This is a genomic window from uncultured Devosia sp. (genome assembly GCF_964244875.1).
Lineage (GTDB): Bacteria > Pseudomonadota > Alphaproteobacteria > Rhizobiales > Devosiaceae > Devosia.
Genome location: NZ_CAXTKA010000003.1, coordinates 55420 through 68221 on the forward strand (window position 1 = coordinate 55420; position 12802 = coordinate 68221).

Here is a 12802-nt window from a genome sequence, read left to right on the forward strand (position 1 = left end):
CTACTGCAGATCGAAACGCTGGCGCAGGTCCGCAACCTGCGCCGGGGTCAGCGGCTTGATCGCCATGCCGCGCAGCATGAGGAACAGCTTGGCGGTTTCCTCGAGTTCCTCGGTGGCATATTGCGCATTGGCCAGCGTCGTGCCCGCCACGACCGGCCCGTGATTGGCCAGCAAGACGGCATGGTGCGCGCCGGCCAGCTTGCCGACCGCCCTGGCCAGTTCCGGATCGCCGGGCGGCAGGTAGGGCACCAGCGGCAATCGCCCGACACGCATGACATAATAGGCGGTCAGGGGGGGCAGCACGTCCTGGGGATCGACCCCGTCGATCAGGCTGACGGCCACGGAGTGCGTGGAATGCAGATGAACCACGGCGCCGGCGTTCTTGCGTTGCCCGTACATGGCCAGATGCAGCACCGCTTCCTTGGTCGGCACATCGCCATCGATATGGCGGCCATCGGCGTCGAACAGCGACAGGCGCGCCGGGTCGAGTTCGCCCATCGACACATTGGTGGGCGTCATCAGCCAGCCGCCAGTCTCCAGCCGCACGCTGATATTGCCGGTGGAGCCGAAGGTCAGGCCGCGCTCGAACAGGGATTTGCCGACCTTGGCGATGTCGGAGCGCGCCTCGTTTACCGCATGGCGGATGGAGTCAGTCATCGAGCAGGTCCCAGGCCGTGAGGAAAAAGTCCGGGGCGCCGAAATTCCCCGATTTCAGGGCCATCGCCAGATCGGCCTGGCCAAGGCTGCGCGTCCAGGGTACGCCCGGCGCGATTTCAGGGCCAATCTGCAGCGCCCGGACCCCCAGTGCCTCGACCACCGCGCCGGAGGTTTCCCCGCCGGCGACGATGAACCGGGAAAAGCCGTTATTGGCCAGAGTAACGCTGACCTCGGCCAGCACCTGCTCGACCAGTGCCCCTGCCCGGTCGCGACCCAACTGGTCCTGGATGGCCTTGACGGCCGCAGGATCGTCGCTGGAATACACCACGGCCGGAAGCGCGCCGGTATTGTCGATGACCCAACGGGCGATATCGGCGGCGGTCTGTGCGCCGCTGGCGACATCGAGCGGCACAATCCTGAGGGCCGGCAAGCCGGCCGCGATGGCAACGTCGACCTGCCCCCGCGTCGCTGTCGAGCACGAACCGGCCAGGATCACGGATCGGCCGGCCGGAGCGGACAAGCGCGCGGGCAAGGGTTCCGTCCCGATCCGGCCCTGGCGCCGGAAGTTGTCGGGCAGGCCCATGCCGATGCCGGAGCCACCGGTGATCAAGGCAGCATCGGCGAGCGCCGCGCCCAGAACCCGCAAGTCCTCGTCGCGTACGGCATCGGCGATCAGCAGCCGGTATCCGGCGGTTTGCGCCGCGTTGATGGCCGCACGGACCGCCTCGGCGCCCTGGCTGACCACGCGCAGCGGCAGCAGCCCGACCTTGCCCTTGCACTGTCGCTGCAGCACGCGCACCAGATTGGCATCGCGCATCGGGGTCAGCGGATGGTCCTTCATCGGGGAGTCCGACAACAGGGCCTCCCCAACGAACAGATGCCCCTGATAGATCGATCGCCCGGCTGCGGGAAAGGCCGGACAGGCAATGGCGATGGGCGCATCCAGCGCCTCGAGCAGCGCCTCGGCGACCGGGCCGATATTGCCTTCATCGGTGGAATCGAAGGTCGAGCAATATTTGAACACGATCTGCTCGGCGCCACCGCTGCGCAGCGCCGCGGCGGTCGCGGTGGACATGGCCACGGCCTCGACAGCCGGTATGGTCCGCGATTTCAGCGCCACCACCACCGCCTCGGCACCGGCGAAGTCCGTGCCGGCGGGCGGCACGCCGATATATTGCACGGTCCGCATGCCGTTGCGGGCGAGCATCAGCGACAAATCGGTTGCGCCGGTCAGGTCGTCGGCAATGGCTCCAAGCAGCATCGGGCATTTCCTCGTGTTCAGGCGGTGGCGCCGGCCAGGATTTCATAGCCGGTATCGACGATTTCCTGCGTGTCCGGCCGTTCCCGCTGCGACAGCAGCCGCTCGATGGCGGTCTTGCCGACCAAAAAGCGGTTGGAGCGCATGGTGGACAATGGCATGGGCAAAGCCTGTCCGATATCAAGTCCATTGAAGCCGAACAGGGCCAGATCGGCCTTGGGTTGAATACCGGCGCCCAGGCAATGAAACACGCCGCCGGTCGCCATGTCGTCATTGGAAAAGACGACCACGTCCAGGTCCCGCCGACTGGACAGGAGCGCCGCCAGCAGATCGCGGCCGGCCAGCGTGGAACTCGGCCCTTCGACGCGGCGGGTTTCGAGCAGGTCGAGGCCTGCCTCGCGCAACGCCGCAACGAGGCCATCATGGCGGAGCCGAGCGCGGCGGTCCGACACCCAATCGTGGCCGACATAGCCGAAGCGGCGGTAACCGCGCTCCAGCAGATAGCGCCCAGTATCGAAGCCGGCCTGCCGGTGGGACAAGCCGACCGCCACATCGATCGGTTGGTTGTCGATTTCCATGATCTCGGCGATGCGGACGCCGCTGCTCTCGAGCATGGCGCGCGCCGCTTCGGTATGGTCGAAGCCGGCAATCACCAGTGCCTCCGGCCGCCAGGCCAGGAGGGAAGCGACCAGGTCCTGCTCGACATCGAGATCGTAATCGGTGACGCCGATAACGGCCTGGAAACCGGTTCCCTCCAGGGCCGAACGGATGCCGCCGAGGACTTCGGGAAAGACGACGTTGGTCAGTGACGGCACGATGACGCCGACGAGCTTGGAGCCGGACGAAGCGAGGCCGCCGGCCAGGCGGTTGGGCACATAGCCGAGTTGGCGCACCGCCGCCATGACCCGCTGGCGCGTTGCATCGGCGGCCGGGCCATGGTTGCGCACGATGCGCGATACCGTGATTTCGCTGACCTTGGCCAATTGAGCCACGTCGGTCAGCGTCACCCCCTGCCGGCGTCCCGCGTATCGCTTGCTGCCCATCGCTGAAGCGTCTGCCCCGCTGATCTGGTTGACTCGGCAGTCGGGAATGGTCATCATCGCCCGACTATGACAGCGCTAACATAAGCGGCAAATTGTGCGGGCGCAATCGCTCGTCGAGGACAAACAATGGCAGGCAGCACCAGCAAAATCGCCGTGATCGGGCTTGGATCGATGGGCCTGGGCATGGCCAGATCGCTGCTGCGTGCCGGCCACGAGGTCAGCGGCTACGATGTTACGGCGGTCGCGATCGCGGCACTTGCCGAGGCGGGCGGCCGTGCCGGCACGAGCCCCGCCGATGCCGCCGCCGACGCGCAGATTGTCGCCGTGGTCGTGGTCAATGCAGCGCAGACCGAAGCAGTGTTGTTTGCCGCGGACGGCATCGTGCCGGCGATGGCGCCCGGCGGGGTAGTCATTTCCTGCGCCACCATGGCGCCAGCCGCAGCCAAGGCGCTCGGAGCGCGTTGCGCCGAGCAGGGCGTGCTCTACCTCGATGCGCCCATGAGCGGCGGCGCAGTGCGGGCGGGCTCGGGCGAGCTGACCTTCATGGCCTCGGGCACAGACGAAGCCTTCGCCGCAGCCCGGCCCGCGCTCGATGCCATGGCGGGCAAGGTCTACGAACTTGGCGACGAAGCCGGCATCGGCGCGTCGTTCAAGATCGTCAACCAGCTCCTGGCCGGCGTCCACATCGCGGCGGCCTGCGAGGCCATAACTTTTGCCAGCAAACTGGGGCTGGACATTGCCAAGGTTTATGAGGTGATCACCGCCTCGGCGGGCAATTCCTGGATGTTCGAGAACCGGGTGCCTCATATCCTGGATGGCGATTATGCGCCCAAAAGCGCGGTCAATATCTTCACCAAGGATCTCGGCATCGTCAGCGACATCGGCCGGGCCGAAACCTTTCCCCTGCCCATAGCCGCCTCTGCCTTGCAGATGTTCCTGATGACGGCGGCGGCGGGTATGGGGCGCGACGACGATTCATCGCCGGCCCGGCTGATCGCCCAGATCACCGGCATTGACCTGCCGCCGGCAAAGACGGCGTGAAACGCAAGCACGACCATTTTCGGAGATTCCATGAGCAAGCGCATTGTATTCACCGGCGGCAGCGGCAAGGCCGGCCGGCATGTCGTGCCCTATCTGCTGGATCGCGGCCACGAGGTGCTCAATCTGGACCTGGTGCCGCTCAACCATCCGGGCGTCAACACGGTGGTGACCGACCTGACCGACAGCGGCCAGGCTTTCAACGCGCTGTCGATGCACTTCGATTTCGACGGCTTCACCAGTGGCACCGGCCCTGCCCCGGTCGATGCCGTGGTGCATTTCGCGGCGGTGCCCCGCGTGCTGCTGCGACCGGACAACACGACCTTCACCGCCAATGTCAACTCGACCTACAATGTCATCGAGGCAGCGGTGAAGCTGGGAATCAAGAAGGTCATCATTGCCTCGAGCGAAACCACTTACGGCGTGTGCTTTGCCGAGGGCGACAAGGACTTCCACAGCTTTCCGCTGGAGGAGGATTATGACAGCGACCCGATGGACAGCTATGGGCTGAGCAAGGTGGTCAACGAAAAGACCGCCCGCGCCTTTGCCATGCGCAGCGGTATCGACATCTATGCACTGCGCATCGGCAATGTAATCGAGCCGCACGAATACACCATGTTCCCCGGGTTCCTGGCCGATCCGGCCTCGCGCAAGCGCAATGCCTGGAGCTATATCGATGCGCGCGATCTCGGCCAGATCGTCGATCTGTGTATCGGCAAGGACGGGTTGGGCTACCAGGTGTTCAACGCCGTCAACGACGAAATCACAGCCAATGCCCCGACGACCGAGTTCCTGGCGCAATGGGCGCCACACTCGCCAATCACGCGCGCCATGGGCGCTTCCGAGGCGCCGATCTCCAACCGGAAGATCCGCGAGGTGCTGGGCTTCAAGGAACAGCACAATTGGCGGCAATATGTCTGACCCCGCGCGGCGCCGTTAAACCGCCGAAGCGCTTTTACCGCCGCAGGTCATCGCCTTTGCGGCGCGATACCGGCTCGTGGCCGCACACAAAGCGGCGCGAGGCAATCCAGGCCAGGTCGCGACCGCAGCGAATGGTGCGCAGGTCATCGCCGGCGAGCCGTATACCGATACCGATATCGCCGGGCAGCAGGCTGGCCGCGCCATAAAGGCCAGGAACTGTCGCCAGCGCGGCCGATAGATCAAGGGCCAGCTGCGCCAGCTTTTCGGCCGGTGCGGGCGCGACCATCACCAGCGTGCCGAACGCGGTATAGCGCGCGAAACGGCCGCGTCCAAGATGGGCGATGTCGAACCGATCGATCAGCGCCGGTTCACCACCATCGAAACGCAAGGTCAGGGTGGAGGCCAGTTGACGAAAACCGGCGCCGGTCTGGCCGGGATCGTGGACGGTGAACGCATCGGACACGAGCATCGTGGCATCGGGCGCGCAATCGATGTCGATAGTCTGCTCCAGCGCCGCGCCGGGAAAGAGGATGCGCGGCTCGGGCAGGTATTCGAGGAACGCGCCGGGCTCCAGGGTGATATCCACGGCCTCGCGCGCGATCATGCCGGGATGGGCGCGGTGGATGGGCGAGGCGCCTTGGGTCGTCACATGGGCGGCAGCGCCCTGCCCCAGATGCAGCCGCTGCAGCAACCGGTCCTCCCCATGCACGGCGCTGCTGCTGGTCTGCACGATCACCGTCAGCATATGGGCCGGAACGGCATCGAGCAGGAACGTGCGGGTCAAAACGAACGGCCAGGCGAACAGCCGCCGATCCAGCACGGTGCGATCGCCCCGGCGGGCAAAGCTCATGTCGAGGGCGGCGGGCCGAAGTGGCAGTGGCGCGTTCACCCCCGGAACAACACTTCGCGCTCGATGATATCGACCACCGCGTCGATGCCTTCGCCGCGCCGGCAATTGGTCATCAGGACGGGCCGGTTGTCACGCACGGCGAGCGCCTCGCGGTGCATGCGCTCGAGATCGACCCCGACATAGGGCGCAAGGTCGGTCTTGTTGATGACCAGCACGTCCGAGCGGATGACGCCCGGGCCGCGCTTGCGGGGAATATCGTCGCCGCCGCCGACATCGATGACGAACATCCAGAAGTCGGTCAGATCGCGCGAAAAGGTGGACGCCAGATTGTCACCGCCGCTTTCGAGCAGGATCAGCTCGACGCCGGGAAAACGCCGCTCGAGTTCGTCGGCGGCTTCGATGTTGAGCGTGGGATCTTCGCGGATCACCGTATGGGGACAAGCACCGGCTTCCACCGCCGAGACACGGGCGGGATCGATCAGGCCGGAGCGGCGGATGCGTTCGGCATCCTCGGCGGTCACCAGATCGTTGGTGATCACGGCGATATCGATGCCGCGCGCCATAAGCGCCGGGATCAACCGTTCGACGAGCGCCGTCTTGCCAGACCCGACCGGGCCGCCGATGCCAACGCGGGCCGCGGCAATTCGGGTAGAAGCGCCGTTTGCAAGCATCTGGTTCATCGCAGCATGTACCGCCGCGCCAGAGGGACCTTGGTCGCGGGCGGACACATCAGCAGCTCCCCATCGGCGCGCACCTCGAAGGTTTGCGGATCGACGTCCACATGGGGCATCGCCGCATTGCGCACCATGTCGGTCTTGCGCAGGCCGCGCACGTTCCTGATCTGCACCATCTGCTTGCCCAGGCCCAGCCGCTGGCCGACCCCGGCGTCGATGGCGAGCTTGGACACGAAATTGACGCCCAGATGCTTGGGCGCATCGCCCAGTGCGCCCCACATGCGCTTCTGGATCATCGGCTCGGCAAGCCCCAGGCTGCCATTGCCGTCGCCCATGGCGGCCCAGACGATAAAACCGGCCTTGATCACCATATAGGGCTTGATGCCGAACGAGGCGCGCGGCCACAGCACCAGGTCGGCCAGCTTGCCCACCTCGACTGAGCCGACATGGGCATCGATCCCTACCGCGATGGCGGGATTGAGGGTGAGCTTGGCGATATAGCGCTTGATGCGCTCGTTATCGGCCATGGCCGTGCTTTCGTCCGGCAGGCGGCCGATGCGTTCTTTCATCACGCTCGCCAGTTGCCAGCAATTGGCGACGTTTTCGGCCAGCCGCCCCATGCCCTGGGTGTCGGTGCCAAAGATCGAGATGGCGCCCATATCGTGCAGGAAATCCTCCGCGGCCATGGACTGGGCGCGGACACGGGCCTCGCCGAACGCGACGTCCTCGGGCGTATTGTAGTTGAGCTGATGGGCGATCATGGTCATCGGCACACCCTCCTCCATCCCGTAGCTGGTGTAGGGATTGGTGGGGTTGGTCGAGGATGGAATGACGTTGTCGTAGGAGACGACCTTGAGCAGGTCCGGCGCGTGGCCGCCCCCTGCCCCCTCGACATGGTACATGTGGATGGTGCGGCCCTCGCAGGCATTCATGGTGTCTTCGCAAAAGCCGAACTCGTTGATCGAATCGGTGTGCAGGTGCACCGCGAAATCGTTGCGGTCGGCGGCGACCAGGCTCTGGTCGATGACAGAAGGCGCGGCACCGAAATCTTCGTGGATCTTGACGGCCATGCCGCCGGCAGCGACTGACTCCTCGACAGCTTCGGCATTGGAGGCGCCGCGCCCGAACAGGGCGAAATTGAGCGGGGAGAATTCGCAGGCCTGCAGGAACCGGCCAAAGGTCGTGGTGCTGCCGCTGCCGACATCAAACAGCGGGCCGGGGCCGTTGCCGATCATGGTGGTGGTGCCGCCGGCGAGCGCATGGTCGGATTGCTCGGGCGAGCCCAGATGGGCATGGGACTCCACCGCGCCGGCGGTGACGATGAAATTGGCGCCCGAGACCGGCGAGGTGGTCTGGCCGACGATCATGTCGGGATGCACATCGGGCATGATGTCAGGATTGCCGGCCTTGCCGATGCCGACGATACGGCCGTCGCGGATGCCGATATCGGCCTTGATGATGCCGGCGACGGCATCGATGATGGTGGCGTTCTTGATGACGATATCGAGGATTTTGTCGGACGACTTCAGGTGACCATTGATGCCTTCGCCATCGCGCAGGTTCTTGCCGGCGCCGATCAGCAATTCATGGCCGTAGGTGGTGAAATCGTGCTCGATCTCGGCAAAGAGTTCGGTATCGCCCAGGCGAATGACGTCACCCTTGGTGGGCCCGTAAAGATCGGCATAGGCGCGGCGGCTGATCGTGGCCATGGTACTCCTACGCTCCGAGATAGGAACGGGCGCGGGCGCGTTCGAGGGCTTGTTCGCGCATGCCGGGCGCGTCGAGCGAGCCCATGACCAGGCCCGCGGCGCCGCGGATAACCCGGTGGCCGTCGATGGGCACAAGCCGCACGGACTTGACCACGCCGGGCTCGAAGCGAATGCCGGTGCCGGACGGCCGGTCGATTTTCATGCCATAGGCAGCCGAGCGATCGAAGCGCAAGGCGCGGTTGGTTTCAAAGAAATGGGTGTGGCTGCGCACCTGGATGTCGCGGTCGCCGGTATTGATCACGTCAAGCGTCACCACCGGCAAGTCGGCGAACATCTCGATATCATCCGGCGGCGAGATGATTTCGCCGGGCACCACGGCATCGAGCAAGGGCTCTAGGCCACGCTGGATCGGCTCGAACAGCGCCATGACCTTGGTGCCTTCGGCAAAGAGGCATTCGATGTAGAGCATGGTGATCATCTCGGCGACGCCGGGCTCGACATCGTCGGTGCTCAACAGCCGGCTCGCCATGTCGCGGATCTGCGCATAAGGCATGTCGCGGCGGGCAGCGACCAGCACCTCGTCGGTCAGGAAGGCAACGGCTTCGGGATGGCTGAGGCGGATGCCCAGGCGGCGATTGCGCCGTGCCAGTTCGGCCGCGGTAAAGATCACCAGGCGATCCATTTCGGTCGGCGACAGATTCATCATAGCGGGCGCCTCGCGGTCAGGTGGAAAACATGCGGACGTGGCGCGAAGGACCGCGCGACACGGCGATATCGATGAGCGGCGTGAAGCTGGACGGCTGGGCGTGCGCCGTTGGCGTTTCGGCGAGCAGCGTTTCCAGCACGCGGCGCGCCGTGGCCAGGCTTTGCTGGGCCTGGATGTGCCCGATCGTGCCGAGGCGAACAGCGGCGCTGACCAGGCCCGTGACGAGCGTCCAGCCCGACAGCAATTGCGCCGCATCGAGCCCGATGCCTGCATCGCGATAGACGATGGCCTGCACGATCGGCAAATGGCCGAGCCGCGCGTCGGCCGTCAGCATGGCGCGATAGGCAGTGGACAGGGAGCCGCCGAGGCGGACGGACACGCCAAGCAAGGCGCGGCCGGCACGATGCGAGCCATCGCGCATCTGCGCGGACGGGGTCGCAGCCTCGGCGGTGCGATCGGCAGCAGCGATCGCATCCAGGTCTGCAGCAACGAAAGCGCGTCGCAGCAGGATACGGTCCATGGTGTTCCAGCGAAACGCCACATGCTCGAACACCAGATCGTCGAGATCGGCCGACTCGCTCAACAGGCCATCGGCCGCCAGGCCTTCCACGCCCCAGGAGAACGCGAAGCCGCCGGCCGGATAGGCGCTATCGCCATATTGCAACAAGGCCAGGGCGGCGGCAGTGTCAAACATCCTCGAGCTCCACCACGTCGCCCTCATCGAGCAGCGGCAGGATGCGGGCGCGATAGGTATGCAGCGGGCCATCGAGCAGGATGGCGAGGCAATCGGCTTCGAAGCGAACGCGCCAATGCAGATTGCCGGCATTCCAGCCGAGCTTGAGGGCCGCCGCCTGGTCGCGCGGTCGCAGGCGCCAGACCGCCTGCTCGCCGAAGCGCGCGATGATGGCGCGTTGCGGATCGATATAGAGCAGCGCGCCATCGGTCAGCGTCTCGTCGCGGTCGATGCTGACGGCGCAGTCGGTGCCCCGGTCGGTGAGCAGGCGAAAGCGCTTGCGACCGGCGTCTGCGGGCGGCACGAACAACAGCTCGACACCGCCCACATGATCGAGCGCGTGTAGCATGTCCCGGTGCGTTGGGTCCCCCTCGGTGCCGATGATGCCGTGCAGCCTGAGCAAACCGCTTCTCCTAGTGCGTGTTGAAAACCTGCTGGTAGGGCACCATCGCCGCGCGCAGGGCGTCGATTTCCGCCGGCGTCGGCTTGCTTGGATCGGCTGCGAGCGGCAGCGCACCAAACTTCATCAGGCACGCCATCAACAGCAGGCGCGCCTTGGTCGAGGTCAGGTTCATGCCCGAAATCGTCCAGGGCTCGGGGTCCGAAAAGCCTTCGGGATAGCCGCGTCCGGTACGGGCCACGGGAATGCCGGAAAGGCTGGCCACCCGCAGCATCTGGCCGCGCAGTTCGGAGGTGATATTGCCGTAGGGCACGAGGCCTTCGATGACGAAACCGCCAAGGCGGCCGCTCGAGAGCTTGTGCTTGATCTGAAAATCCAGATCGGCTTCCGGCGCCGGATCGTCGCCGAAGGCATCGGCGAAGTAGCCACCCTCCTTGATGATCGATACCGATGGGATGGCATCGGGGAGGAGCTTGCCTTGGGCATCCTTGATCTGGATTTCGGCCACTTCCAGCCCGTTCGGCCCCAGCCGGGAGGTGGCGACCGCAGACGGCAGCTTGTTGATGTTCACCTCGGATGTAGCCGTGTGTTTGTAGGCCGGCACGTACATCATGTAGGGCGCGCCCATATGGGTGACCTGGCCCAGAATGCCGCCATGTCCGCCGGTGGCGACGTAGCCCCCGGGGCGCGCATCGACCTTGGCGACTTCGCGGGCGGCAAAGAATTGCTGCTCCTGGATCACCACGGTGCCGGCGCGATTGCCGCCATGCCCGTCCTTCCAGATGCCCGATTCGATATAGGTGACAGAGTCCACGATATTGGCCGGGCCATCATTGCTGATCTGGCCCTGTGGCCGCTGCGCGGCATTGCAGGCGATCGGCAGGTTGGTGTCGATCAGGAGGTTGAACCAATAGGCAGTTTCCTCGATCTGCGGCGAGCCTTGCGTCCAGATGGCGCCATCATATTTGCCGGACGACATGATGGACTGCACGTCGTTGGTGATCTTGGCGAGTGTCGGCCGTGGCGGAGACTTGGCGAGGTGCCAAGGCTTGTAGCCGAAGAAATCAAAGCCCATGCTTTCGGTGGCGGTGTCTCCGTCGCCTTCGTCGGCGCGCAGGGCATTGGGCAGGCCCTTGGTAAAACCGCCCGGCGGGGCGACACGGTAGAAATCCACGTCCGCCCTGCCCCCGATCAGGTTGACCTTGCCGTTGGCGTCGATCGACAACCGGTCGATTTCCTCGAAGCTGCGCGAGCCATCGGGAAAGAACCCCTGGCGCGAAAGCGGGCTGCCGGGATAGGTCGCTTCCTCCTCCCAAGGCTGGCCATCCTGCTGCAAGGCCATGTAGGGCAGCGGATAGAGCCCGTCGTCGGGGGTCAGTTCGATCTCATAGACAGGTTTGTCGGCGTCGCTTTTACGGTCGGGCGAAAAACTGCCGTCGGCACCGAGATAGCCATCGGGCGGACCATACAACTCGGCGGTATCGGCTTCCAGCGGATGGGCGGAAAATTGCTCGACATAGACCTTGACCGGCGCGGCTAGCTTTTGCGCTCGCAACGCGTCGAAGGCCGCGGCGTTGCCATTGCCGGCAGTGAGCGGCGGCAGGCCCTTGCGCAGGCGCGCCTTGTTGGAGGTGACCAGCGGCGGCGTATTCTGGATGGTGGCGGTGGGACCCGCCATGTGGGCGATGCGAATTTTGCTCATAGTGCTTCTCAAGCCGCCTGGAAGTTCTTTTTGTCCATCATCATGTGGACGCCCTTGGACCCGTTGACCGTCTGGGTGATGTGCAAATCCCCCGCCAGGCTGCACAGCATATAGGCGTCCTCGCTGGACAGGCCGGTCTTGTCGCCGAGCAGCACGATCATGTCGCGCAGGGCAGTGATGGCGCATTGGTCCAGGTCCGGGTCCATGCCCATGGTGATATGATGGGTGGGCGTTTCGGCGCGTGGATAGGTGAAAGTGAGATCGTCGCGGACGATGAATTCGAACTTGCCACGCAAGGCCGTCTCGATGGCGGTGACGTTGACCTCGCCATCGCCCTGGCACCCATGGCCATCGCCGCAGGAGAACAGGCCGCCCTCCTCGAACACCGGCAGGTAGAGGGTCGAGCCGGCGATCAGCTCCTTGTTATCGAGATTGCCGCCGGTCGCCTGCGGCGCGACTGAGGTCATGCGGCCCCAGCCCCTGGGCGGCGCCAGGCCCATCACGCCGAAGAACGGCGCCAGTTCCAGCTCGAGCCCCCACGGCATGATGGCCTTGTTGCGCTCGATATCGAGGGGGATATTGACCAGCCGCGATTGGCCATAATCATAAGGCAGCGTGCCCAGCAGCGGGATGATGAGGTTGAAGCCCCAATCCTGCAGCAAGGACACCTCGTGGATGCGCACTTCGAGCACATTGCCGGGCTTGGCGCCCTCGACATAAACCGGTCCGGTCAAAATATGCGGGCCGAACGGGGTCAGCCCGTTCAGAATGCCGTCGAGTTCAGGCGGGATGAAAAACCTGGCCGGATCGGGCAGCACGTCCTTGTTGCCGGTCACAGTATCGATCGTGACGATATCGCCGCTCTTGACGCGCAGAGCAGGTGTTTCCGTCGCGTCGAAATAGCCCCAGTGGCAGGTCTCGACGCTGGGTTTGAGATGATGTTCGGCCAATATGATACCCCCTGTTCGTCACCGCGGCGACATGCCGGGCTGGTGCCGGCTATCCCCACGACTATCGCCGTGCTCCACCATATAGTCAATATTTCAATTATTGATTTATCTAGTAAATTGTCGCAAGCCAGCTCGCTGACCCCAGATGCGGACGACCCTGG

Annotated in this window: 13 protein-coding genes; 2 read left to right on the forward strand and 11 right to left on the reverse strand. The window is 64.9% G+C overall.

Annotated elements, in window-relative coordinates; translation table 11 throughout:
- Genes otnC through ACFE8X_RS04995 form a run of 3 tightly spaced genes read right to left on the reverse strand, consistent with a single transcriptional unit; the run spans position 1 to position 2958 of the window.
- A complete protein-coding gene (gene otnC, locus ACFE8X_RS04985) occupies positions 1–657 on the reverse strand; it encodes a 3-oxo-tetronate 4-phosphate decarboxylase (RefSeq protein WP_375450349.1) in 657 nt (218 codons plus the stop codon).
- Positions 650–1918 carry a 3-oxo-tetronate kinase gene (gene otnK, locus ACFE8X_RS04990; RefSeq protein ID WP_375450350.1) on the reverse strand — a complete coding sequence of 423 codons (1269 nt, stop codon included), beginning with the start codon at positions 1916–1918 and terminating at the stop codon, positions 650–652. The genes otnC and otnK overlap by 8 nt, the downstream gene beginning before the upstream one ends.
- A gap of 17 nt (positions 1919–1935) precedes the next feature.
- Positions 1936–2958 carry a LacI family DNA-binding transcriptional regulator gene (locus tag ACFE8X_RS04995; RefSeq protein WP_375450351.1) on the reverse strand — a complete coding sequence of 341 codons (1023 nt, stop codon included), beginning with the start codon at positions 2956–2958 and terminating at the stop codon, positions 1936–1938.
- 126 nt (positions 2959–3084) lie between these two features.
- Here ACFE8X_RS04995 and ltnD point away from each other — a divergent pair, with 126 nt between their 5' ends.
- Positions 3085–3999, forward strand: a complete 915-nt coding sequence (gene ltnD / locus ACFE8X_RS05000) for an L-threonate dehydrogenase (protein WP_375450352.1) — start codon at positions 3085–3087, stop codon at positions 3997–3999.
- Between the two features lie 30 nt (positions 4000–4029).
- The gene (locus ACFE8X_RS05005; RefSeq protein WP_375450353.1) at positions 4030–4917 is read left to right on the forward strand and encodes an NAD-dependent epimerase/dehydratase family protein; all 888 of its coding nucleotides are present in this window, start codon (positions 4030–4032) and stop codon (positions 4915–4917) included.
- Positions 4918–4951: 34 nt separating this feature from the next.
- Here the strand turns inward: ACFE8X_RS05005 and ACFE8X_RS05010 are convergent, their stop codons facing one another.
- The 8 genes from ACFE8X_RS05010 to ACFE8X_RS05045 are packed head-to-tail and all read right to left on the reverse strand — an operon-like array spanning position 4952 to position 12641.
- Positions 4952–5767, reverse strand: coding sequence for an urease accessory protein UreD (locus tag ACFE8X_RS05010; RefSeq protein ID WP_375450354.1), 816 nt, complete (start codon positions 5765–5767; stop codon positions 4952–4954).
- Between the two features lie 35 nt (positions 5768–5802).
- Positions 5803–6447, reverse strand: coding sequence for an urease accessory protein UreG (ureG, locus tag ACFE8X_RS05015; RefSeq protein WP_375450355.1), 645 nt, complete (start codon positions 6445–6447; stop codon positions 5803–5805).
- A complete protein-coding gene (gene ureC / locus ACFE8X_RS05020; protein ID WP_375450356.1) occupies positions 6444–8150 on the reverse strand; it encodes an urease subunit alpha in 1707 nt (568 codons plus the stop codon). Before ureC ends, ureG begins: the two co-directional genes overlap by 4 nt.
- 7 nt (positions 8151–8157) lie before the next feature.
- The gene (ureB, locus tag ACFE8X_RS05025) at positions 8158–8856 is read right to left on the reverse strand and encodes an urease subunit beta (RefSeq protein ID WP_375450357.1); all 699 of its coding nucleotides are present in this window, start codon (positions 8854–8856) and stop codon (positions 8158–8160) included.
- Positions 8857–8872: 16 nt separating this feature from the next.
- A complete protein-coding gene (locus ACFE8X_RS05030) occupies positions 8873–9550 on the reverse strand; it encodes an urease accessory protein UreF (protein WP_375450358.1) in 678 nt (225 codons plus the stop codon).
- Positions 9543–9992, reverse strand: coding sequence for an urease accessory protein UreE (gene ureE, locus ACFE8X_RS05035; protein ID WP_375450359.1), 450 nt, complete (start codon positions 9990–9992; stop codon positions 9543–9545). Before ureE ends, ACFE8X_RS05030 begins: the two co-directional genes overlap by 8 nt.
- Before the next feature lie 10 nt (positions 9993–10002).
- Positions 10003–11691 (reverse strand): asparaginase domain-containing protein, encoded by a 1689-nt coding sequence (locus ACFE8X_RS05040; RefSeq protein ID WP_375450360.1) that lies wholly within the window; start codon positions 11689–11691, stop codon positions 10003–10005.
- An 8-nt stretch (positions 11692–11699) separates the two neighbouring features.
- Positions 11700–12641 carry an acetamidase/formamidase family protein gene (locus ACFE8X_RS05045; RefSeq protein ID WP_375450361.1) on the reverse strand — a complete coding sequence of 314 codons (942 nt, stop codon included), beginning with the start codon at positions 12639–12641 and terminating at the stop codon, positions 11700–11702.
- Positions 12642–12802 lie beyond the last annotated feature (161 nt).

Bases quoted from the DNA above. Each gene is read 5' to 3' on its own strand.
- ltnD (WP_375450352.1), top strand. From the start codon at position 3,085: ATGGCAGGCAGCACCAGCAAAATCGCCGTGATCGGGCTTGGATCGATG.
- otnC (WP_375450349.1), bottom strand. From the start codon at position 657: ATGACTGACTCCATCCGCCATGCGGTAAACGAGGCGCGCTCCGACATC.
- ureC (WP_375450356.1), bottom strand. From the start codon at position 8,150: ATGGCCACGATCAGCCGCCGCGCCTATGCCGATCTTTACGGGCCCACC.
- ureG (WP_375450355.1), bottom strand. From the start codon at position 6,447: ATGAACCAGATGCTTGCAAACGGCGCTTCTACCCGAATTGCCGCGGCC.
- ACFE8X_RS04995 (WP_375450351.1), bottom strand. From the start codon at position 2,958: ATGGGCAGCAAGCGATACGCGGGACGCCGGCAGGGGGTGACGCTGACC.
- ureB (WP_375450357.1), bottom strand. From the start codon at position 8,856: ATGATGAATCTGTCGCCGACCGAAATGGATCGCCTGGTGATCTTTACC.
- ACFE8X_RS05010 (WP_375450354.1), bottom strand. From the start codon at position 5,767: ATGAGCTTTGCCCGCCGGGGCGATCGCACCGTGCTGGATCGGCGGCTG.
- otnK (WP_375450350.1), bottom strand. From the start codon at position 1,918: ATGCTGCTTGGAGCCATTGCCGACGACCTGACCGGCGCAACCGATTTG.
- ACFE8X_RS05005 (WP_375450353.1), top strand. From the start codon at position 4,030: ATGAGCAAGCGCATTGTATTCACCGGCGGCAGCGGCAAGGCCGGCCGG.
- ACFE8X_RS05040 (WP_375450360.1), bottom strand. From the start codon at position 11,691: ATGAGCAAAATTCGCATCGCCCACATGGCGGGTCCCACCGCCACCATC.
- ACFE8X_RS05030 (WP_375450358.1), bottom strand. From the start codon at position 9,550: ATGTTTGACACTGCCGCCGCCCTGGCCTTGTTGCAATATGGCGATAGC.